The sequence below is a fragment of the Cohnella cellulosilytica genome (assembly GCF_042431195.1).
GTDB classification, from domain to species: Bacteria; Bacillota; Bacilli; order Paenibacillales; family Paenibacillaceae; genus Cohnella; species Cohnella cellulosilytica.
The window spans coordinates 1-20,395 of record NZ_JBHMDN010000073.1; the positions used below are offsets into that span (position 1 = coordinate 1).

The following is a 20,395-nucleotide window of genomic DNA, read 5'->3' on the forward strand; positions in this document are numbered from 1 at the left end:
GAAAATCCGTACGGCGGCGTCGTGCCCGAGCTGCTGGAGAACCTGCGCGCCGGGCGGATGGCCGAGCAGTTCCAGCTGATGCTGCTGGAGGCGACGACCTACGGGTGCAACCTGTCGGTGCCGTACGGGGGCTGGATGGGCAACACGATCCGCGACGCGTTCTATGCGCCGAAAGCACCGACGATGGCGGTGCAGCAATTCCTGAAGCGCAACGCGCATCTGATCTCCGACGTGTCGGGAGCGGAGGTCGTCGTCAACTACAGCTACCCGAGCTACTATTACCGGGAGAACGACGCGGTGGAGAACGATCCGAATCAGGCGACGATGCTGTCGTCCACGGTGAACAAGGACGTGGTGATGCCGTTCTGGGACATCATCAAGGAGATGAGCCGGCAGCACGTGCCGTTCGACGTCTTGATCTCGTCCGACGGAGAGCTGTTCCAAGATACGTTCGACCTGGCGAGTCTGAGCAAGTACAAATGCCTCGTGCTGCCCGACAACAACAAAATGACGTCCGAGCAGCTAAAGGTCGTGCTGGACTATCTGGAGAAGGGCGGCAAGGTGGTCGTGTACGGCCGGCTGGCGAACGAGATGGGCGATGCGGCGCTAGCGGAGCGGATATTGGCGCATCCGGGAACGAAGGTGTGCGACCCGGCGGAGAAGCTGTGGGGATTTGTCGGTTCCATACGCGAAGTGCTGCCGGATCGCAGGTTCCAGCTTGAGGTGGAAGGGCGCCCGGATATCGGGCTGAACCCGCACCGGCTGGCGGACGGGCGGACGGCGGTGCATCTGGTGAACTACCAGTTCCACCGGGAGCAGGACCGGGTCGTACCGATCGAGCGCGTGACGTTCCGGCTGCGGGTCGACCGTCCGGTGGGAGGGCTGGCGCTGCATACGCTGGACGGGCGGGAGCTCGGAGCGGAGTGCCGTTATGAGGACGGTTATTTGACGGTGACGATTCCGTCGATGCCGCTGTACGTGCTGGTAGAGTGCCTGACCGAGCGAGCCGGAGGAAAGGGACCGTGCAGATCCGGCTGTATCTGCCGCTGCGGTCATTCGTCGAATTCGGAGGGACGCCCCTGCCAAACGGAAGGTCAAGCGGATGAGGAGGCACAGACATGAGCCGGAACGCGGCAAGGAAAAGAATCATTATCGATACCGATATCGGGGGAGATCCGGACGACGCGACGGCCATTGCGCTTGCGCTCGCCTCGCCGGAGCTCGTCATCGAGGGCATTACGACGGTCTACTCCGATGTCGAGTATCACGCCAGACGGGTTGCCCGGCTGTTCGAGCTGGCGGGTGCCGTTCCGGTTCCCATCTATAACGGACTGTCGAAAACCCTCCTGCGCAACCGGGACGTCAGTTGGTCGAGCGAGGCGGACACGCAGGAGGAGTCGGGAGACGGAGACGCGTTGGACGGCGGATCTCAACCGGAGGACGCCGGCAGCGCCGTCGCCTTCATCGTTCGTTCGATTATGGCCGCGCCCGGCGAAATTACGCTCGTCTGCATCGGACCGCTGACGAACATCGCCGCGGCGATTATCGTCGAGCCGCGAATCATTGGAGCGGTGAAGCAAATCATTCTGATGGGCGGCGTCACCCGATTGGGAAGCAACGGAGCCGAGCTGTATCCGGTGGAGCACAATATCAAATGCGATCCGGAAGCGGCCTCGGTCGTCTTCGGCTCGGGAGCGTCGATCGTAATGGTCGGCCTGGACGTCACGACCAAGGCGCGGATTACCCGCGAGCACTGCCGCAGGCTGATCGCTTCCGGCAAGCCGGTCAACGCGGCGCTGGCCGACGTCATGGAACGCTGGCTCGTCCGCATTGGGGAAGCCTCGACCCCGATGCACGATCCGATGGCCATGGCGCTGGCCATCGACGCCACGCTCGCTACGACGAGAAGGATGAACGTCCGCATCGATTACGATCACCGGGAGGGCACGGGCCAGACAGTCGCGACGGCCGATCCGGACAGCCCGGTGGAGGTATGCATGGACGTCGAAGCCGAGAGGTTTCTGGACTTGCTGTTCGGCCGGTTGTGCAAGTAGAAGTAGAGCAGGCATATGACCGGGCGAGTTTGTTTTTATATATGGAAAAAAGAAAAGAATCATTATTAAAGCCGGTTAAGGCTTTAATAATGATTCTTTTTTGCGTTGCGACATGGTGAGGCAGGTAATTCAGTAATTTTCTGGGTTGAGGAAATGAAAAGTTGACCAATCCGGTTGCGAATATTAGACGATGTTCTCGAATCGTAGGATTATGCATTCCGGATAAGCGGGCTAAAATGAAAGGGCATTCAAAATTAAATCCACTACTGGAGTGAATACAAAATGAGAAGGCTTTCTATTTTATTGGCGGTCTGTACGCTGCTTGCAGGGGCGTTAAGCGCATGCGGGGGCGGGTCGAAATCCTCTAAAGAGAACAAATTGGTCGTCTACAGTCCGAACAGCGAAGAGATCGTCAAGACGATCATCCCGATGTTCGAGAAACAGTCGGGAATTACGGTCGAGCTGGTCACCGCCGGAACCGGAGAAATTTTAAAGCGCATTCAGTCCGAGAAATCGAACCCTTACGCGGACGTTATGTTCGGAGGATCGATGGCGGGTTACCTCAGCAACAAAGATCTGTACGAGCCGTACGTATCGCCCAACGACGAGTTGCTGCTGGAAGGGCACCGCAATACGAGCGGCTTCGCGACTCCGTACATCGGGGACGGAAGCGTGCTGCTGGTCAATACGAACCTGGTCGGCGACATCAAAATCGACAGCTACGCCGATCTGCTGAACCCGGCGCTGAAGGGCAAGATCGCTTCGGCCGACCCGGCCAGCTCCAGTTCCGCGTTCGCTCAATTGACGAACATGCTCAAGGCGATGGGCGGCGATTACGAGAGCGAGGCGGGCTGGAACTACGTCGGCGAGCTGATCCAAAACCTGGACGGTAAAATCGCCAGCGGCTCCGGCGCCGTCCACAAGAGCGTCGCGGACGGAGAATACGTCGTCGGCTTGACGTACGAGGATCCGGCCAGCACTTACGTGCGCAACGGCGCTCCGGTCAAGGTTGTCTATCCGAAGGAAGGCGCCGTATTCCTCGACGCCGGCTCGGGCATCATCAAGGGCGCCCCTCATCTGGAGAACGCCAAGAAGTTCATCGACTTCATCCTCTCGAAGGAAGCGCAGGACGCGTTCGGCAGCCAGCTTACGAACCGCCCGCTTCGCAAGGACGCGCAGCTCGGCGACTACATGACGCCGTACAGCGAAATCAATATGATCGACGAGGACACGAAGTACGTCAGCGAAAATAAATCGAAAATCGTCGAGAAATATACCGACTTGTTCGCGAGCCTGCAATAAGGCCGCCATTCTGGATAAAAAAAAGCGGGTGACAACGAGATGAGCGTGACGATATCCATTCAGGATTTGGTCAAAAAATACGGAGACGCCACCGTCATTCCCGAGCTATCCGTGGAGATCAAGAAGGGTGAATTTTTCACCCTTCTCGGTCCCTCGGGCTGCGGAAAAACGACGCTGCTGCGCATGATCGCAGGCTTCAACAGCATCGAAGGCGGCACAATCAAGTTCAACGAGAAGACAATCAACAACGTGGAGCCGGGCAAGCGGAACATCGGCATGGTATTCCAGAACTACGCGATCTTCCCGCATCTGTCGGTCACGGGCAACATCGCGTTCGGCTTGCAGAACCGCAAGCTCGCCAAGCCGGACATTGCCGCCAAGGTCGAGGACATCCTGAAGGTCGTCCAGATCGAGCAGTACAAGGACCGGATGCCCAAGAACCTGTCCGGCGGTCAGCAGCAGCGCGTCGCCCTGGCCCGGGCGATCGTGATTCGGCCGGACGTGCTGCTCATGGACGAGCCGCTGTCCAACCTGGACGCCAAGCTGCGCGTCGATATGCGCAACGCGATCAAGGAACTGCAGCGGGACGTTGGCATTACGACCGTCTACGTGACCCACGACCAGGAGGAGGCGATGGCCGTCTCCGACCGGATCGCCGTCATGAAGTCCGGCATCATTCAGCACTTGGGCACGCCTCAGGAAATCTACCAGCGCCCGGCCAATCTGTTTGTCGCGACGTTCATCGGCCGCACGAACGTGCTGGAAGCGGCGCTGACAAGCAACCAGGGAACGCGTATGCTGCGTTTCGGAGAAGGCGGCTATCAGGAGCCAGTCGACCACTTGAGCATTCCCGGGGAGGATGCGAATAAGCCGCTGCTGGCGGTGAAGGTATCGATCCGCCCGGAGGAATTCGTCATCAGCGAGGACGGAACGGGCATCCAGGCGAAAATCGTGCACAGCGTATTCCTCGGCCAGATGACGCATTATTTCGTTTCGCTGGAATCGGGGCAGAGCGTGGAGATTACCCAGGAATCGACGACCGCGCGGCCGCTGGAGCCGAATGAGATCATCCGTCTGAAAGTAAAGAAAGATAAAATCAACATCTACGATGCCCACGGAGAAACGAACTACACGGGGAGCGGACGCCCATGATCCAAGCGCGCAAAAGATTCGACGTCTGGACCAACCTCTCCCTGGTCATTTTCGCCTTCTACATTTTGTTTCTGGCCGTGCCCTTGTTCACGATGCTGTTCAAAAGCTTCTACGACGGAAACACGGGAGAGCTGTCGCTGGCTTATTTCACTAAATTTTTCAGCAAGCCTTATTATTTGAACGCTTTGTGGAACAGTATGAAAGTAACGGTCTGCGTCACGCTGCTCGCCGCGCTGATCGCGACGCCTCTGGCGTATATCATGTCTACGGTGAAAATCAAAGGAAGCTCCGCGATTCAAATTCTGATTCTGATCTCGTCCATGTCGGCTCCGTTCATCGGCGCTTACTCTTGGATTCTGCTGTTGGGGAGAAACGGCGTCATTACCCGGTTTTTCAAGGATACGCTCGGGATTGCGATGCCTGACATATACGGATTTACCGGTATTCTGCTCGTCTTGACGCTCCAGATGGTGCCGCTGATCTTCATGTACGTCTCCGGCGCGCTCAAGAATGTGGACCAGTCGCTGATGGAGGCGGCGGAAAGCATGGGCTACAAGGGCTTCGCCAAAATGAGAAAGGTGCTGCTGCCTCTCATTACGCCGACACTGCTGGCGGGCGGCCTGCTCGTCTTCATGCGCGCGCTCGCGGACTTCGGTACGCCGATGCTGATCGGCGAAGGCTACAAGACGGTGCCCGTCCTCATCTTCACCGAATTTATCAGCGAGGTCGGAGGGGACGACGGCTTTGCCGCCGCGATCAGCGTCATTGTCGTGCTGTTCGCCACCGCGGTGTTCCTGCTGCAGAAGTTCGTGGCGAACCGCAAATCGTATACGATGAGCGCGCTCAATCCGATCGAGGCGAAGAAGAAAAAAGGAATCGGCAACATCGCCGCCCATGTCGTCATCTACTTGTATACGCTGCTTGCTCTTATGCCGCAGCTCTACGTCATGTATACGTCGTTCCAGAAGACGTCGGGGCGGATTTTCGTCCCGGGCTATTCGCTCGACAGCTACCGGCAGGCGTTCGACAACATCGGCGACGTCATTACCAATACGTTCGTGCTGGCGATTACCGCGATCGTCTTCATCGTTATGCTGGCGGTGCTGATCGCTTACGTGACGGTTCGCAGACGGAATGCCCTGACGAACACGCTGGATACGTTCACGATGTTTCCTTACATCGTGCCCGGCTCGATTCTGGGCATCGCCCTGCTGGTCACGTTTAACGACAAGCCGCTTATACTGAGCGGCACGGCGGCTATCATGGTCATCGCGTTCGTGATTCGAAGGCTGCCGTACACGATTCGCTCAAGCGCGGCGATTCTGCACCAGATCAGCGGCGGCATCGAGGAGGCGGCGATCAGTCTGGGCGCGTCCCAGATGAAGACGTTCTTCAAGATCACGCTGCCGATGATGCTCGCCGGCGTCGTGTCGGGGGCGATCCTGAGCTGGGTGACGATCATAACGGAGCTCAGCACGTCGATCATCCTGTACACCGGGGGCACGCGCACGATGACGGTCGCGATCTACACCGAGGTCGTGCGGGGCAACTACGGGGTGGCGGCGGCGCTGTCCTCGATTCTGACCGCGATCACGGTCGTCTCGCTGCTCGTGTTCCTGCGAATGACCGGGAAGAAGGAATTTACGCTATAATTGAATTTCACAAAAGCAAGTCGGTACTTGGGCAAATTCCGGGGCCGACTTGTTTTGGCATTTTCGCGCGAGCCTGGATGGGGGAGTCGTCATGGGGCAAGAGAAAAAGCGCAATTTTCAGGAATCGACCCGCAGGCTGTTCCGGCTGTATACGCTCATTCCGTTCGGGATTCTGATCGCGCTGTTTTTCGCGTTTACGATCGTGAACGGCAGACTGGCGGTGGAGCAGCGTTCCGCGCAAGCGACGCAGACAATGGCCGAGTCGATCGGAGACGTGTACCGGCAATATGAGCGGGAGACGCTGCGAATGGCGGAATCCCCGGCGGTGCTGGACTACGTGCGGACGAAGCTGGGCAGCGAGAAGGTGTACGCGGAATTCTACGAGTTCAACAATCGGCAGAAGGTGAAGAGCATCTTCCATATCGTGAGCGTGGACGGCGTATTTCTCGCGACTTCCGCTCCGCCGGACGCGCTGAATTCCGACCAGGCGTTCGGCAACCTGCTGCATCGCATCTCGGTCAAGCCCGACGCGCTGCTGGCGGAGACGAACGGTTTTCGCTATTCGCATGACCGGGTCACGAGCTATACGTTCGGCAAGGCGATTGTGGATGAAGGGCGGACGCTCGGCTATCTTGTCTATCAGCTGTTCGAGACGGATTTGCAGAAGCTTATTTTTCTACGCAACAATGAAGTGGCCGTCGTCACCGCCGAGCACAACACGATCGTCGCCACGACGAGCAATATTACCAAGGGCATTCTGAACAAGTTCCAGCCGGGCGCGGAGGGGAGCGGGAAGGTGCTGCTGAACGGCGGAGAATACGGCATGCATACGCGGGAAATTCCCGGAACGCCGATCAAGCTGCACGCGCTGAACTCCCTGGAATCGGGCCGCGATACGGTGATCACGCTGTCGATCTTCGTGGTCGCCGCCAGCCTGCTGCTGTGGATCGTCATTCATTTTCTCGCGCAGAAAATGTCGTCCCGCAACGCGGAGTCGATCGATAAGCTCGTGCGGGCTTTCCGCCATCTGCGGGTCGGCAATCTGAACGAATACGTCGACATCCGGACAGGCGATGAGTTCCAGACGCTAGGGGAGAAATACAACTATATGCTGGACCGCTTGCGGGAGCTGATGGACAAAAATCAAGAGCTGTCCCGCATCAGCAGCCTGGTCGAAATCAAGCAGCTTCAGTCTCAGTTTCATCCTCATTTTATTTTCAACGTGCTGGAAACCTTGCGTTATGCGATCAAGGCCGACGCGGGCAAGGCGCAGGAGATCGTCATGCTGCTCTCCCGTCTGCTGCGGTACAGCGTCGGGCACGAGCGGAGCGTAAAGCTGGAGGACGACTTGGGCTATGTGCGGGACTACTTGAAACTTCAACAGATTCGATTTAACGAGCGGCTGCAATACACGATCCAGGTAACCGGGGAAGCCGGCAAACTGTACGTGCCCAAGCTGATTCTCCAGGCGGTTATCGAAAACTCCGTCAAGTACGGCTACCGCAACCAGAGCAGCCTGCATATCGACATTCTCGTGTTCGCGGCCGACGGCAAGCTGATGCTGGAAGTCGCCGACGACGGCCAGGGGATGACGCAGGAGAGGCTGGAGCAGGTGAACCGGATTCTGACAAGCCCGGAAAATGCGACGGAGCATATCGGATTGTACAACGTTCATCGGCGTCTCGTGCTGTTCTATGGGGAGGAGTACGGCATTCGGATCGAGAGCAGGCCGGGGGCAGGCACGAAGGTGACGCTGACCATTCCTTACGAGGAGGGCGAGGGGCATGTATAAGGTTCTGCTGGCGGAGGACGAGGATATGATCCGCAACGGCATCAAGTACAGTATCGACTGGCTGGAAGTCGACTGCGTCGTCGTTGGAGAGGCGTGCAACGGGGAAGAAGGGCTGGAGAAAATCCGCGAGCTTCGGCCCGACATCGTGCTGACCGACATCAACATGCCGATTATGGACGGGATCGCGATGATCGAGCAGGGGCAGAAGCTTCATACGTTCAGCAGCATTATCATTTCCGGGTACAACGAGTTCCATCTGGCTAAGCAGGCCCTTCATTTGGGCGTGAGCGATTTTCTGGTGAAGCCGCTGGAGGAGGAGCAGTTGATCAAGGCGCTCGAATCGGCCAAGAGCAAGGTCGAGCTGATGCTGAAGTACGAGAAGATCGCCAGCCGCTCCGAAGAAGCGGCGGACGAGCTCCCGGCTGTTGCGCTGCCCGACGACAAGCTGAAGACGTCCAAACATGTCGCGAAGATGATCGAATACGTGCAGGAGAACTACCATCGCAAGATCAGCATTCATCATCTCGTCAACCTGCTCGACATCAGCGCGTCGTATCTCAACCAGAAGTTCAAGGCGGAGACGAGCTATACGTTTAACGATTTCCTGAACCGTTACCGCATCCACAAAGCGATGGAACTGCTGAAGGCCGGCGATGGCAAAGTGTACACAATTGCGCAGGACTGCGGCTTCAGCGACTACAAATATTTCATCAGTATCTTCAAGAAGTACGCGAACTGCACGCCTAGCCAGTATCAGGAGTTTTGCGATCGGCAGAGTTTTCGGGGGGAGCCTTGAGGACTGTCAACAAAATCGGCTCTGCCGGACCGCTAGAGGCAATCGTCCGCTCGGATTCGCTCACGCAACGGTCTGCCAGACCGCTAGAGGCGGTCATTCGCTCGGATTCGCTCGCGCAACGGTCTGCCGGACCGCTAGAGGCAGTCGCCCGCTCGGATTCGCTCGCGTAACGGTCTGCCGGACCGCTAGAGGCGGTCATCCGCTCGGATTCGCTCACGCAACGGTCTGACAGACCGCTAGAGGCAATCGTCGACCCCGATCCGAATCGCTTAAAAAAATCAACAAAATCGTAATTTTAAGGCATCGCTTTTCCCGCGGGCGGGCCGCTATGATAAGGGTAACGCGGCCCGTCGGGGCCGCACCGCACCTGTCGACGGAGGTGGCAGCCCAATGAGATTGCAAGGTAAGGTCGTCTTTCTGTCGGATGCGGACAGTCCGTCCGGTAGAGCGATCCTTGTCCGATTGTCCGAGGAAGGCGCCAGCTTGCTCCTGATCAGCGATTCGAACGGCGCGGACATCGCCGAGGAACTGGAGCTGTGCCGCGCAAGAGGCACGTCTGCGCTGGTCGACCGCGTCGACCTCTGCGACGGCGATCAGATCGGCCGGCTGCTGGATCGGACGGAGCGGACGCTGGGACCCGTCGACGTTCTCGTGCATAACCGCAGCTTGGTGCTGCCGACGAGCGTCGAGTCGTGCGACGAACGGACCTTCGACGAATCGCTGAACGTCAACGCGAAGTCGGCTTTTATCGCCTCGCAGGCGATCGGCGCGAGAATGGCCGCGCGGGGCGCGGGAACGATCATTTTCGTCGGATCGATTCACGCCGAGAAGCCGACCGGCAGCGCTTTCGCGTACAGCGCGGCCAAGGGCGCCGTGCAGATGCTGTCCCGCGAGGCTTCCTTGGCGCTCGGCAGACACGGGATCAATGTCAACCATATTCAGATGGGACCCGTGCGGGGGGACGATGCCGTATTTAGAAGCGACATCTCCACCCTGTACGAAGACTACGAATACAAAGTGCCGAGCACCGAATTGGCGACCTACCGGGACTTGGCGAGCCTGATTGTCTACCTGTCCGGCGATGAAGCGAAGCATTTGAACGGAGCGGATATTCGGCTGGACGGGGGGTTCCTGAACCACTATCTCGACATCAAGATGAACATGCCATCTTCCGGAGGTGAATCGTCATGAGTCTGGGTGGAAAAATCGCCGTCGTCACGGGGGCGGGAACGGGGATCGGCCAAGGCATCGCGGTGGAACTGGGCAAGCGGGGAGCGAAGGTGGCCGTCCATTACAATCGCAGCGACGCCGGCGCCAAGGAAACGGCGGAACGAATCGCGGCCGCGGGCGGCGAAGCGTTCATCGTTCAGGCGGACGTCTCGAATCGCCCGGAGATCGAACGCCTGATGGAGCAGGTGGCCCGGCATTTCGGCGGCATCGACATCCTCGTCAACAATGCCGCGCTGCAGCTCAACGTGCCGTTCCTCGAATATACGGGACATCAGTTCGACCGGATGATGGATACCAATCTGAAGGGCTACTGGCGATGCATGCAAGCCGTCGTTCCGTATATGAAAGAGCGGGGCGGCGGGCGCATCGTGATTATCTCCTCCGTGCATGCCAAGCGGGCGACCGACTTCGATCCGGTCTACGGCATGACGAAGGGCGGCATTCGCATGCTCGGCAGAGAGGGAGCCATCGAACTCGCCAAATACAACATCACCGTCAACATGATCGAGCCCGGCGCCGTTACCGTCGGCCGGCAAAGCGCCCGCGACGCCCGGCCGTTCCATACGCCGGAGGAGAAGGAAAAGCTGAAAAGCCGCCCGCCGCGTCCGCTTACGGCCAAGTTCCCGCTCGGCCGCGTCGGCCTGCCTTCCGATGTAGGGTCTCTGGTCTGCTATCTCGTATCCGGCGAAGCCGAATTTATGACCGGCTCGGCGTTCCGCCTCGACGGCGGAAGCATGCTGCTGTAAGACAACGATTCTCAAAGGAGCGATTCCGGCCATGGTCCATCCAAATCAAAGCGCAAGCACGTACGAGGAAACGCTGGCGCACGTCCGCACGCACGCAAGCCCGTCGGAGCTGAAAATCACCGACATCCGTTTTGCCGACATTCTCGGCGGTCCCTTTCATTCCAGCCTGATCAAGATTTATACCAATCAGGGTTTGGTAGGCTTTGGCGAGGTGCGCGACAGCGCGGACAAGGTGTACGCCCAGATGCTGAAAGGCCGTCTGCTCGGCGAAAACCCCTGCAACGTCGACAAGCTGTTCCGCCGCATCAAGCAGTTCGGCCATCATGCCCGGCAGGGCGGCGGCGTCAGCGGACTGGAGATCGCTCTGTGGGATCTCGCGGGCAAAGCCTATCAAATCCCGGTCTATCAGATGCTCGGCGGTAAATTCCGCGAGCGGGTCCGCATGTATTGCGATACCGACGTGGACGGCAAGGATACCGGCAAGGCGATGGGCGAAGCGCTCAAGAAACGGATGGAGCAAGGCTTCACTTTCCTGAAGATGGATCTGGGGATCGGACAGATTGTGCATGAGCCCGGAACGCTAAGCGCGCCCCTCGGGTTTCTGGAGGAGATGAGAGCGGCTTCGCGGGCCTGGTACGGCCGCAGCGGCGGCGGCCACACCGAGGAGGAGCTGCGCGGCATTCGCAATCGGCACTACGACATCTCCAATATCGCCCACCCGTTTACCGGCATCCACGTGACGGAGAAGGGACTGGACATGCTGGAGCAATACGTGGCGGACGTTCGTTCGGTAATCGGCTACGAGGTGCCGCTCGCCATCGATCACTTCGGCCACATCGGGCTGGAGGACTGCATCAAGCTGGGGCGGCGGGTCGACAAGTTTAATCTGGCCTGGATGGAAGACATGATCCCTTGGCAGTATACGGATCAATACGTGCGCCTGGCGCGGGCGGTGACGACGCCGATCTGTACGGGCGAGGATATTTATTTGAAGGAAAATTTCAAGCCGCTGCTCGCATCCGGCGGCGTCTCCGTCATCCACCCGGACGTGCTGACGTCTGGGGGCATACTGGAGACGAAAAAAATCGCCGATATGGCGCAGGAGCATGCGGTCAATATGGCGATCCATATGGCCGAAAGCCCGATCGCCTGTCTGGCTGCGGCGCACGTCGCAACCGCCTGCGAGAACTTCGTGGCGCTCGAATACCATTCGGTCGGCATTGATTGGTGGGACGACCTCGTTAGCGGCAGCCTTCTGCCGAAGCCACTCGTGCAGAACGGGTTCCTGACCGTTCCCGACGCGCCGGGACTGGGCATCGAGGAGCTGAACGACGAAGTGATCGCCGAGCATCTGCACCCGGAAATCCCGGGTCTGTGGGAGTCGACGGACAGCTGGAATCATTATTGGAGCTCGGATCGGCTCTGGAGCTGAGTCGTCCGGCGACCGGCGAAGAACGCAAAGCTTCGCGGCTGGGCACCGGGGCCGCCGGTTCAAGCCGTCCGGCGCAGCGGCGGTCCGAACGGAGGCACGGCCTTGCCGTCTCTTCCGCGCGGACCGCATGGCCGCCGCTTGCCGCCGCTGTCATTCCAGAAGCTCGGGCCGCTCCTGCGGCTCCGTCTTCCGGCGGGAAGACATGCGCTCGCGGAATTGGCTCGGCGTCGAGCCGGTAAACTTCTTGAACATCTGCCCGAAATATTTCACGTCCTCGTAGCCGACGGCCATCGCGATCTCGGCGATTCTCGTCGGCGTCGAGGCGAGCAGCTCCATGGCCCGCTGCATCCTCGTCCGGATCACGTAATCGACAAACTTGACGCCGGTCTCCTTCTTGAACAGCTCGCTTAAATGATTCGGATGCAGGTGCACATGCTCGGCCACCTGCGTCAAGCTCAAGTCCCGGCCGACCTGCTCCTCGATATAGACGATCGCCCGCACGACATGGGAGATTTTATCCTCCGCGAGCAGCTGGCGGCCGTATTGCATCGTATCGAACAAATGCTGGAACAAGCCTTCGTTCTCGATCAGATTCGCCTCGTAGCGAAAAGGAGGGACAACGGGCGGCTCCCGTTCGTCCTTCCGCCCGACGGCGGATACGATCCGCTCCAGCCAGCGGTGCGCGGCCAGCGCGACGGATTGCAGCGAAGCCTGCAATGTCTGCGGCGTCGTGTCCGTGTCCCGCAGATGCGCTTCGATATAGCCGCCGGCCCATCGCTTGAGCGCGATCGGATCGTCCTCCAGCAGAATAGCGGACAGCTCCTTTTCTTCTTCCTGGGTGCATACCGTTTTGCCCCCTTTGCGGTCCGCAATATCGGCATACTCCCACAGAGCCGCGTTCATCAGCGGCTTGAAACGAAGAGCCTCGAGCGCCGTCGCGTAGGAATCGCGCAATTGCTGCGGGTTCGCCTTCACCAATCCGCCCGCGACGACCAGATTGCAGTTCAGCGTCTTCTCGAGCCGGGCGAACTCGCCGCGCCGCCGCTGTCGATCCGGCTCCCCCGAGCTTGCGGGCACCACCATGGCGATCCGCCCGTCATGAACGAAGCTGGCGCGGGAGAGCAGGTCGCGGACGGCGTTGTTGACCGCGAATTGCAGCAGCGCTTGCTCCCTCCGGGACGTTCCCCAGCCGTCGGCTTCGGCAATCAGCACCTGCCAGCGCCCGGTCGGGCTCGCCGGCAGCCAGTCGGTCCGCGCGGCGTCCTGTTCGCCGTGTACGATCCAGCCGACCAGCCGCCGGTTCCGCTCGTGCTCGTCCGTCTGATATTCGCGGCTGCGCAGCCGCTGCTTCTCCTCGGCCTTCTGCTTGGCTTTCAGCACCGTCCGAATGATTTCCTCCGGCTTGCTCGTCTTCAGCAGATAATCGCTGACGTTCTGCCGGATCGCCTGCTGCGCGTAAACGAAATCGTCATAGCCGGTCAGAATGACGACTTCCAGGTTCGGGAGCTTGCCCCGGGCTTCTTCCGCCAGCTCCAGACCCGTCATGCCGGACATACGAATATCCGTCAGCAGAATGTCCGGCTTCTCGCGATCGATCCGCTCCAGCGCCTCCTCCGCCGAGGCGGCCGGCTCCAGCAGCGTCAAGCCGATTTCCTGCCACTTGATGACCTTGGCCAGACCGTTTCGAATGATGACCTCGTCATCCGCGATCATGATTTTCACCGAATCCCTCCAGTAACGGAATGGTAAAGGAAAACTGCGTGCCCGCATGCAGTCGGCTGTCCACCTCGAGACGGGCGTCAGGACCGTAATGCAGGCGAAGCCGTTCGGACACGTTGCGCAAGCCGTACCCCGAGCCCGTATCGGACGAGATGACGGCCGGGCCCGCCTCCTCCGATTCATCGTGCGCGAGCGCCCGCCGCAGCTCCTGCAGGCGCTGCTCGGACATGCCCGCCCCGTCGTCCATGACCAGCACCTGCATACGTCTGCCCCGGTGCTGCATGTAGACAGTAATGCGGCCCCGTTCCTTTTTCTTCAGGATGCCGTGGATCAGCGCATTCTCGATAAGCGGCTGCAGCAGCAGCTTCAGCATCCACTTGTCCAGCAGCTGCGGATCGGCGATCAGGTCCAGCTCGATCTGGTCCGGGTAGCGAATCTGCTGAATCTGGATATAGTTGCGGATATGCGAAATTTCCTGATGAATCGGGCAGTATTCGTTTCCCCTGTTCAAGCTGAATTGCAGAAAATCGCTTAATGCCCCGACCATGTCGGCAATTTGCTTCTCCTCCCGCATCAGCGCCATCCAGTGCACGGAAGAGAGCGTATTGTACAGGAAATGCGGGTTGATCTGCGCCTGCAGAGCGCGGATATCCGCTTCCTTCTTGCGGGCTTCCTGTCGGATCAACTGCTCCTTCAGCCGTTTGATATACATGCCGAGTTTGTTGTAGCTGGCGCCCAGCTGGCCGATCTCGTCGGCGGAGGAGGCGTGATAGTAGGGCATCAGCCCGTCGGGATTCACCTTGGTCAGCAAGCGGGTCAGCACCCGAAGCGGGTTCGTGACGCGATGGATGACGAACAGCAGCGACCCGACCACGATCAGGATCGTAATGACGACGGCGACGGCTGTCAGCTGCAGGATGTAATTGTTCTGCGAGCGATACAAGTCGTAGGGAATCGTGGCGACGAACGTCCAGCCGATATCGCTGTCGCGATTGAACAGAATCGTGCGCTTGCCGTCGTCTCCGCTGAACGTGTCTCCCTGGACGCCGGCGGCGATCGCGGCGTACGCGTCCGGATACATCCGCTCGAACGATTGTCCGAGCCAGGAGTGCTCGGTCGAGGAGAGGACGATGCCGGCCTCGTTCAGCAAAGCCACCTGTCCCCGGCCCTCGCCCGGATTCAGCTCCGCCCAATAGCGGGCCAGCGCGTTCTCGTCCAGGCTGATCGCCAGCCAGCCCATCGTCGATTTGTAGGCGTATACGCTGCGGATCGGCCGCACGAAAGTGAAGACGTCGTGAGTGCCGGAGTAGTCGAATACCGAATAAATTCCGGTCCACGTTTTCTCCCGCACGCTGGCGATGTTGACCTGCCTGTTCAGATCCGAACGGTAGATCGTCGCCGTCGACAAATATTCGTCCATGGAGGCCGGGTAGATCGTAATGTTGGAAATGTAGGGCTTGTAGCTGGACAGATTGGTGATGAAGGCGAGAATCTGTGTGCGCAGCGAATCGGGACTGTCCGAGCCCCGCAAATACCGCTGGATGTCTCCCTGCCCGATCAGCGACATGGAGATGTTCTCGAGATCGCTGACGATAAAGCGCAAGTAAGCGTTCATGCGCCGCAGCGAGTCGATTCCGGTCTGATCGCTTTTCTCTTTCGTAATATTGGAAGAAATAAAATACGTAAAAATGCCGAGCGACAACAGCGGAACGAGCGTGGAGACGAGCATGATAATCGACAGCTTCCGTCGGAGCGACGAGCCGAGCCACTGCCGGAAGGCTCTCATGGGAGTCCTTGGGCGACCGCGGCGGCTTGCGCTTCCTGTATTCGTTCGGCAATGGCCGACGGATCTCCGCCGAGCAGCAGCTCCTGCAGCCCTTCGTTAACGGCGAGCGTCGCTTCCGCGCTCAGCTCGGCATCATATACCGGGCTTAGCTTGGTGCGCTGCATCAATTCGTACAGCTCGAGGAACAGCGGATGGGCTTTGTCGGGGTCCGGCTCGATCCGGAAGCTGACGAGCGTGCTGCTGTCCAACGTCGCCTTCTGTCCCTCCGGCCCGGCCAAGGCGTAGAACAGCTCCAAGGCCGCCTGCAGCCGATCGCCCTCCAGCTGCTTGTTCACGCCGAGCCCCGTGCCCACGACTCCGGAAATCGCTTGCGGATCGCCCCTGCCGCCTTCGATCGGCGGGATAATCATAATATGCGTATGGTCGAGCACTTCCGGCGGGGCGTTCTGCACGATATTGGAGGTGGCCCAGCCTCCGTTGATGAACATGGCCGCCTTGCCGTCGAAATAAATTTGCGCCATCTGATTCTCGTCGATGCCTCTGTACCCTTCCTGGAAAGGCTCGGCCAGGCCCAGCAAGCGCAACTGCTCCAAGGCGTCCAGGAAGACCGGATCGGTGAACTTGGCCCCGTCCTGCCGAACCGCGCTCATAAACCAGTCCGACCCGGTAATCCGGTCCGCCAGCGTGCTGAAGAGGGTCGACTGCACGAGCCAGTTGGCTTTGTTGCCCAGGGCGATTGGAATGACGCCGGCCTGCTTAAAGGTCCGGATCGCTTCCATCCATTCCTCCCAGGTGGACGGCGGCTTGACGCCGTAACGGTCGAAAATGTCCCGATTGTAATAAATCAGGGAGGTCGGCGCCAGATTCATCGGCACCGCATAGACGAGGTCGTTCACTCTGTAGCCGTCCAGCTTGTCCGGCGGGAATCCGTTCCGCCAATCCGGCCTGCCGTCCAGAAAATCGTCGATCGGCTGAATCAAATCCGCGGCGACGAGCTCCTTGGTCATCGTGCCGGGAAACAGCACGAACAGATCCGGCAGCTCGTCCGCCGCGGCCGCCGTGCGGATGCGGGATTTGAAGGAGTCCGTCGGCATGCCTTCATCCGTAAGGCGCACGTCCGGATGGGCATCGCGGAATTCGTTCAGAATCCCGCGCATGGCGATCGCTTTGCCGTCCTGACCGACCCAGTTATGCCAGATGGTCAGCTTGATCTGATCTTTGGCGACATCGTCCGCCGGCGCGGCAGGATCGCTGCGCAGCGGCTTGCCGCAGCCGGCCGCCAGCAGGACGAGCAGCCCGATGAGCAGCCCGGCGAACGGCAAGCTTCCGGCCCTCGTACGCGCAATTCCCATCCGATCGCCCTCCTTCTTGAAGACGTTTTCTTTCTTCATCATACGAATATCCGGTTGTTCTCACAATAGGGGCGACCCTATTCGTTTCAGTCGACGATTCGTTCTTTGCCCGCCGCCTCCATCAGGCCCTTGATGTACCCGACGCCGAACAAGCGGCCCAGCAGCTCGTAGCCCGGATTCGCATTGTCCTCGCCTTCCATCGTCGGCACATGATCCGGCCGGGCCGGTCCCGCATACCCGACTTCAACGTACGTTTTCATCGCTTCGTACATATCCGTCATGCCGTCGTCGTGGAACGTCTCTGCGAACTTGTCCGCCGTCCCCCTGACATCCCGAAAATGGACGAAGAACAGCTTCTCCGCGCTTGCGAACCGGCGAATAACCGCCGGGACCGATTCCCCGGCCGTCGCCAGGGTGCCTTGGCACAGCGTAATTCCGCTGTTTGCGCTCGGAACGAGGTTGATCGCCCGCTCCAGGCTGTCCGCATCCCGCAATATTCGCGATACGCCGCGGATCGGAGAGATCGGCGGGTCGTCCGGATGCAGCGCCAGCCTGACGCCGGCCTGCTCCGCAACCGGCACGATCTGCTCCAGGAAGGCGTGCAGGTTCTCCCAGAGCTGCGTTTCCCCGACGACGCCGGCTTCGGTGAGGGGAGCGCCGGCCATCAGAGAGTGGTCGTAGCTGGAGACAAGCGCGCCTCCGCGGGTACGCGTCGTCGTCGACGTGCGGAACCAGCCCATCTGCGCCATGAAGTTGTAGCACAACACCGGGATGCCCGCCGCGCCCATGTTGACGATCAGCTTCTGCATCGTCTCGATCTCTTCCTCGCGGCCCGGCAGTCCGAGCTTGATCCGATTGGACGGCGGCATGTTCTCGATCACGGTCAGCTCGAGGCCGTGGTCGGCATAGCGCTGCTTCATCCGGATCAACGGCATCAGATCCCACGGCTGTTCTCCGCGCGTCTCCCAGGGAAGCGGCCCGACCGCGTAATCGATTCCCATCTGCTTGGCCAGCGCCCACAGCCGGTCGGGCTGCGAGGTGAAAAATTCGGCTAATTGCATCTTCCGGTCTCCTTTGTCCGCCGTTGGTCTATACAGGACAGCGGAGCCCGCGGCGTCGCAATGGACGCCGCGGCTCCGCTCCCGAACCGGCGACTGTTTATTCCTTACTTGTTCTTCGCCGCGATCTCCTGCCCCAGCTTGTTCAGCTTCTCATAAGCGTCCTCAAGCGACGTCTGGTCGAACATGACGCCTTCCATTGTAGACTTGAACGCGTCGACCCATTCCGTGTAGCCGGCCGCGATCGAATAGAACGGCAGCGCCTTCTCGACGGATACGTCGTACACCTTCTTGCCGAGCTTCTCCTTCGGCTGCAGGGTGTCTTCAAGAGACTTGTAGATTTCCGGGCTGATCGGAATGCCGCGCGTCAGTCCGAGCGTCTTGCCCGCTTCCGGGTCGGAGATGAACCACTTGACGAATTTCTTCGCTTCGTCCTTGTGCTTGGAATCGGCGCTTACCGCCAGGAAGATCGTGGATTGCGCCCATCCGCCGCCGCTCGGACCGTTCGGGATGTTGACGACATCCACCTTGCCGGGCATAAGCGTTTCCAGCGCGGACACGGAGCCGGTCGTCGCGCCGCGGGTCATGACGACGCCGGAGGCCATCGGGTCGGCGGTCGGATCGTTTTCCTTGAATGCCAGCACCTGGTCCGGCGGCGGGACGGCCTTTTCCTTGCGCAGACTGGCGAATTCGCCCTGGTATTTCATGAACAGATCCTTGTTCAGTGTGAACGTCTTGCCGTCGCTGCTCATCAGCGGTTCCTCGCCGTTGCCGGTCTGATACCAGTTGTACCAGTCCCAGGCGTTGGAGGTGTCGCTGATGCCGTATTTGCCGTCGGGCAGCTTGCTCTTCGCTTCGCGGGCGAAGGCGAAGAAATCGTCCCACGTCCAGTTTTTCTGCGGCAGCGAGATGCCCGCGGCTTCCAGTTCCGGCTTGTTGAACGCGACGCCCTGGGCGTTCTGGCTAAGCGGGATGCCGTACAGCTTGCCGCCGATTTTCAGATTTTCGATGACCGCGGGATCGACGATGCCCGACAGCTCGATATCCGTCAAATCCTCCAGCACGCCCTTGGCTACATACTCCGAGATATACGCCGCGTCCATCTGCAGCACGTCGGTGATGGTTTTGGACGCCGCCAGCGTCGGCAGCTTGTCCCAATAGGCGTCCCAGGCCAAATATTCGGACGTGAACGTCACATTGGGGTTCTGCTTCGTATAGACGTCGAGCGCGGCCAGCGTCGCTTGGTGTCGCTCGTCGGCCCCCCACCACATGATCGACATCTTGGCGGCCTCGTTCGCATTTCCCGACGAAGACGAGCCGGCGGGAGCGCTTGACGACGGCGCCGCAGAGCTGCTGCTGTTGTTGTTTTTGCCGCTGCCGCATGCCGACAGAGCCAGCATAATGGCCAGCGAGCCGGCAAGAACGGTAAATCCGGTGCGTTTCCTTTGCATGTTTCGTACCCCTTCCTTTGTGTTCATAGTGTTGTTGCTGGATCAGCCTTTCAGGCCGGTTGTTGCAATTCCCTCGACGAAGTGTTTCTGCGCGAGGAAGAATATAACCGTAGACGGAAGCACGGAGACCAGCGACATCGCCAGCAGGTAGCCCCACTGGATTTCGAACTGGTCAATGAAGGAACGCAGCGCCAGCGACACCGTGAATTTCTCCACGGAGCTCAGGTACAGCACCTGTCCGAAGAAATCGTCCCAGCTCCAGATGAAGGTGAAGATTCCGACCGTTACGAGCGCCGGCTTGAGCAGGGGAAAGACGATTCGGGCGAAAATGCCGTACACCGACGCGCCGTCGATCTTCGCCGCTTCGTCCAGATCCCGCGGAATGCCGCGAATGAACTGTACGAGCAGGAAAATGAAGAAGGCGCCGTTCCCCAGAAAGTGCGGCAGAATCAGCGGAACGTAGCTGTCCGTTAAGCCGAAATTGTTGAACAGGATATACTGCGGCACGATGGTCACCTGCGTCGGCAGCATCAGCGTCATCAGCAGGATGGAGAACCACATCCCGCGAAGCTTGAAGGAGAGCCGCGCGAAGCCGAAGGCGACCAGCGCCGCGGTAATGACGCCGCCGAACACGTTCGCGACCTCCATCAGCAAGGTGTTGAGGAAGAAGTGACCGAACGTGAATTTGTCGGAAAATCTCCAGCCCTCGATGTAGTTGTCCCAGATCGGCGTCTTGGGCCAGATGGTCGGCAGCGTCATTTCCTGCATCGTCTTCAGCGACGCGCCCGCCCACCAGAACACCGGATACAGCATCAGCAGCGAGAAGACGATCAGGAGCAGATGGGAGCCGATTCTCGTTTTCCATGTCGTCAT

The 20,395-nt window shown here is 59.6% G+C and carries 16 protein-coding genes; 10 read left to right on the top strand and 6 right to left on the bottom strand.

What is annotated here, in order from left to right:
* The 10 genes from ACFFT4_RS31380 to ACFFT4_RS31425 all read left to right on the top strand — a co-directional run.
* Positions 1-1,122, top strand: a 1,122-nt coding sequence (locus tag ACFFT4_RS31380) for a type 1 glutamine amidotransferase family protein (protein WP_378053100.1), incomplete at its 5' end; no start/stop codon positions are given.
* Positions 1,119-2,054 carry a nucleoside hydrolase gene (locus ACFFT4_RS31385; protein WP_378053102.1) on the top strand — a complete coding sequence of 312 codons (936 nt, stop codon included), beginning with the start codon at positions 1,119-1,121 and terminating at the stop codon, positions 2,052-2,054. The genes ACFFT4_RS31380 and ACFFT4_RS31385, both read left to right, overlap by 4 nt.
* 282 nt (positions 2,055-2,336) lie before the next feature.
* Positions 2,337-3,356, top strand: a complete 1,020-nt coding sequence (locus ACFFT4_RS31390) for an ABC transporter substrate-binding protein (RefSeq protein WP_378053104.1) — start codon at positions 2,337-2,339, stop codon at positions 3,354-3,356.
* A gap of 39 nt (positions 3,357-3,395) precedes the next feature.
* Complete coding sequence (locus ACFFT4_RS31395; protein WP_378053106.1) at positions 3,396-4,508, top strand: ABC transporter ATP-binding protein; 1,113 nt, start codon at positions 3,396-3,398, stop codon at positions 4,506-4,508.
* On the top strand, positions 4,505-6,160 hold the full coding sequence (locus tag ACFFT4_RS31400) for an ABC transporter permease (protein ID WP_378053108.1): 1,656 nt from the start codon (positions 4,505-4,507) through the stop codon (positions 6,158-6,160). The genes ACFFT4_RS31395 and ACFFT4_RS31400 overlap by 4 nt, the downstream gene beginning before the upstream one ends.
* A 91-nt stretch (positions 6,161-6,251) precedes the next feature.
* Positions 6,252-7,952, top strand: a complete 1,701-nt coding sequence (locus ACFFT4_RS31405) for a sensor histidine kinase (RefSeq protein WP_378053110.1) — start codon at positions 6,252-6,254, stop codon at positions 7,950-7,952.
* The gene (locus ACFFT4_RS31410; RefSeq protein ID WP_378053112.1) at positions 7,945-8,748 is read left to right on the top strand and encodes a response regulator transcription factor; all 804 of its coding nucleotides are present in this window, start codon (positions 7,945-7,947) and stop codon (positions 8,746-8,748) included. Before ACFFT4_RS31405 ends, ACFFT4_RS31410 begins: the two co-directional genes overlap by 8 nt.
* Positions 8,749-9,138: 390 nt before the next feature.
* Positions 9,139-9,939, top strand: coding sequence for an SDR family NAD(P)-dependent oxidoreductase (locus ACFFT4_RS31415; protein ID WP_378053114.1), 801 nt, complete (start codon positions 9,139-9,141; stop codon positions 9,937-9,939).
* Positions 9,936-10,724, top strand: coding sequence for an SDR family NAD(P)-dependent oxidoreductase (locus ACFFT4_RS31420; protein ID WP_378053116.1), 789 nt, complete (start codon positions 9,936-9,938; stop codon positions 10,722-10,724). The genes ACFFT4_RS31415 and ACFFT4_RS31420 overlap by 4 nt, the downstream gene beginning before the upstream one ends.
* 31 nt (positions 10,725-10,755) lie before the next feature.
* Positions 10,756-12,156 (top strand): mandelate racemase/muconate lactonizing enzyme family protein, encoded by a 1,401-nt coding sequence (locus tag ACFFT4_RS31425; RefSeq protein WP_378053118.1) that lies wholly within the window; start codon positions 10,756-10,758, stop codon positions 12,154-12,156.
* 150 nt (positions 12,157-12,306) lie between these two features.
* Here ACFFT4_RS31425 and ACFFT4_RS31430 read toward each other — a convergent pair whose 3' ends face one another.
* From ACFFT4_RS31430 to ACFFT4_RS31455, 6 genes are all read right to left on the bottom strand, one after another.
* Complete coding sequence (locus tag ACFFT4_RS31430; protein ID WP_378053458.1) at positions 12,307-13,869, bottom strand: helix-turn-helix domain-containing protein; 1,563 nt, start codon at positions 13,867-13,869, stop codon at positions 12,307-12,309.
* Positions 13,856-15,661: a sensor histidine kinase gene (locus ACFFT4_RS31435; protein WP_378053120.1), complete on the bottom strand. Its 1,806-nt coding sequence runs from the start codon at positions 15,659-15,661 to the stop codon at positions 13,856-13,858. Before ACFFT4_RS31435 ends, ACFFT4_RS31430 begins: the two co-directional genes overlap by 14 nt.
* Positions 15,658-17,013, bottom strand: a complete 1,356-nt coding sequence (locus ACFFT4_RS31440) for an extracellular solute-binding protein (RefSeq protein WP_378053122.1) — start codon at positions 17,011-17,013, stop codon at positions 15,658-15,660. The genes ACFFT4_RS31435 and ACFFT4_RS31440 overlap by 4 nt, the downstream gene beginning before the upstream one ends.
* Positions 17,014-17,099: 86 nt before the next feature.
* A complete protein-coding gene (locus ACFFT4_RS31445; protein WP_378053124.1) occupies positions 17,100-18,074 on the bottom strand; it encodes a mannonate dehydratase in 975 nt (324 codons plus the stop codon).
* 104 nt (positions 18,075-18,178) lie between these two features.
* Entirely contained in the window at positions 18,179-19,522 is a 1,344-nt protein-coding gene (locus ACFFT4_RS31450) for an ABC transporter substrate-binding protein (protein WP_378053126.1), read from the bottom strand.
* A gap of 42 nt (positions 19,523-19,564) precedes the next feature.
* Entirely contained in the window at positions 19,565-20,395 is an 831-nt protein-coding gene (locus ACFFT4_RS31455) for a carbohydrate ABC transporter permease (RefSeq protein ID WP_378053128.1), read from the bottom strand.

Coding starts and splice junctions, on each gene's coding strand:
- ACFFT4_RS31385 (WP_378053102.1), top strand. CDS start 1,119: ATGAGCCGGAACGCGGCAAGGAAAAGAATCATTATCGATACCGATATC.
- ACFFT4_RS31390 (WP_378053104.1), top strand. CDS start 2,337: ATGAGAAGGCTTTCTATTTTATTGGCGGTCTGTACGCTGCTTGCAGGG.
- ACFFT4_RS31395 (WP_378053106.1), top strand. CDS start 3,396: ATGAGCGTGACGATATCCATTCAGGATTTGGTCAAAAAATACGGAGAC.
- ACFFT4_RS31400 (WP_378053108.1), top strand. CDS start 4,505: ATGATCCAAGCGCGCAAAAGATTCGACGTCTGGACCAACCTCTCCCTG.
- ACFFT4_RS31405 (WP_378053110.1), top strand. CDS start 6,252: ATGGGGCAAGAGAAAAAGCGCAATTTTCAGGAATCGACCCGCAGGCTG.
- ACFFT4_RS31410 (WP_378053112.1), top strand. CDS start 7,945: ATGTATAAGGTTCTGCTGGCGGAGGACGAGGATATGATCCGCAACGGC.
- ACFFT4_RS31415 (WP_378053114.1), top strand. CDS start 9,139: ATGAGATTGCAAGGTAAGGTCGTCTTTCTGTCGGATGCGGACAGTCCG.
- ACFFT4_RS31420 (WP_378053116.1), top strand. CDS start 9,936: ATGAGTCTGGGTGGAAAAATCGCCGTCGTCACGGGGGCGGGAACGGGG.
- ACFFT4_RS31425 (WP_378053118.1), top strand. CDS start 10,756: ATGGTCCATCCAAATCAAAGCGCAAGCACGTACGAGGAAACGCTGGCG.
- ACFFT4_RS31430 (WP_378053458.1), bottom strand. CDS start 13,869: ATGATCGCGGATGACGAGGTCATCATTCGAAACGGTCTGGCCAAGGTC.
- ACFFT4_RS31435 (WP_378053120.1), bottom strand. CDS start 15,661: ATGAGAGCCTTCCGGCAGTGGCTCGGCTCGTCGCTCCGACGGAAGCTG.
- ACFFT4_RS31440 (WP_378053122.1), bottom strand. CDS start 17,013: ATGGGAATTGCGCGTACGAGGGCCGGAAGCTTGCCGTTCGCCGGGCTG.
- ACFFT4_RS31445 (WP_378053124.1), bottom strand. CDS start 18,074: ATGCAATTAGCCGAATTTTTCACCTCGCAGCCCGACCGGCTGTGGGCG.
- ACFFT4_RS31450 (WP_378053126.1), bottom strand. CDS start 19,522: ATGCAAAGGAAACGCACCGGATTTACCGTTCTTGCCGGCTCGCTGGCC.
- ACFFT4_RS31455 (WP_378053128.1), bottom strand. CDS start 20,395: ATGACGACATGGAAAACGAGAATCGGCTCCCATCTGCTCCTGATCGTC.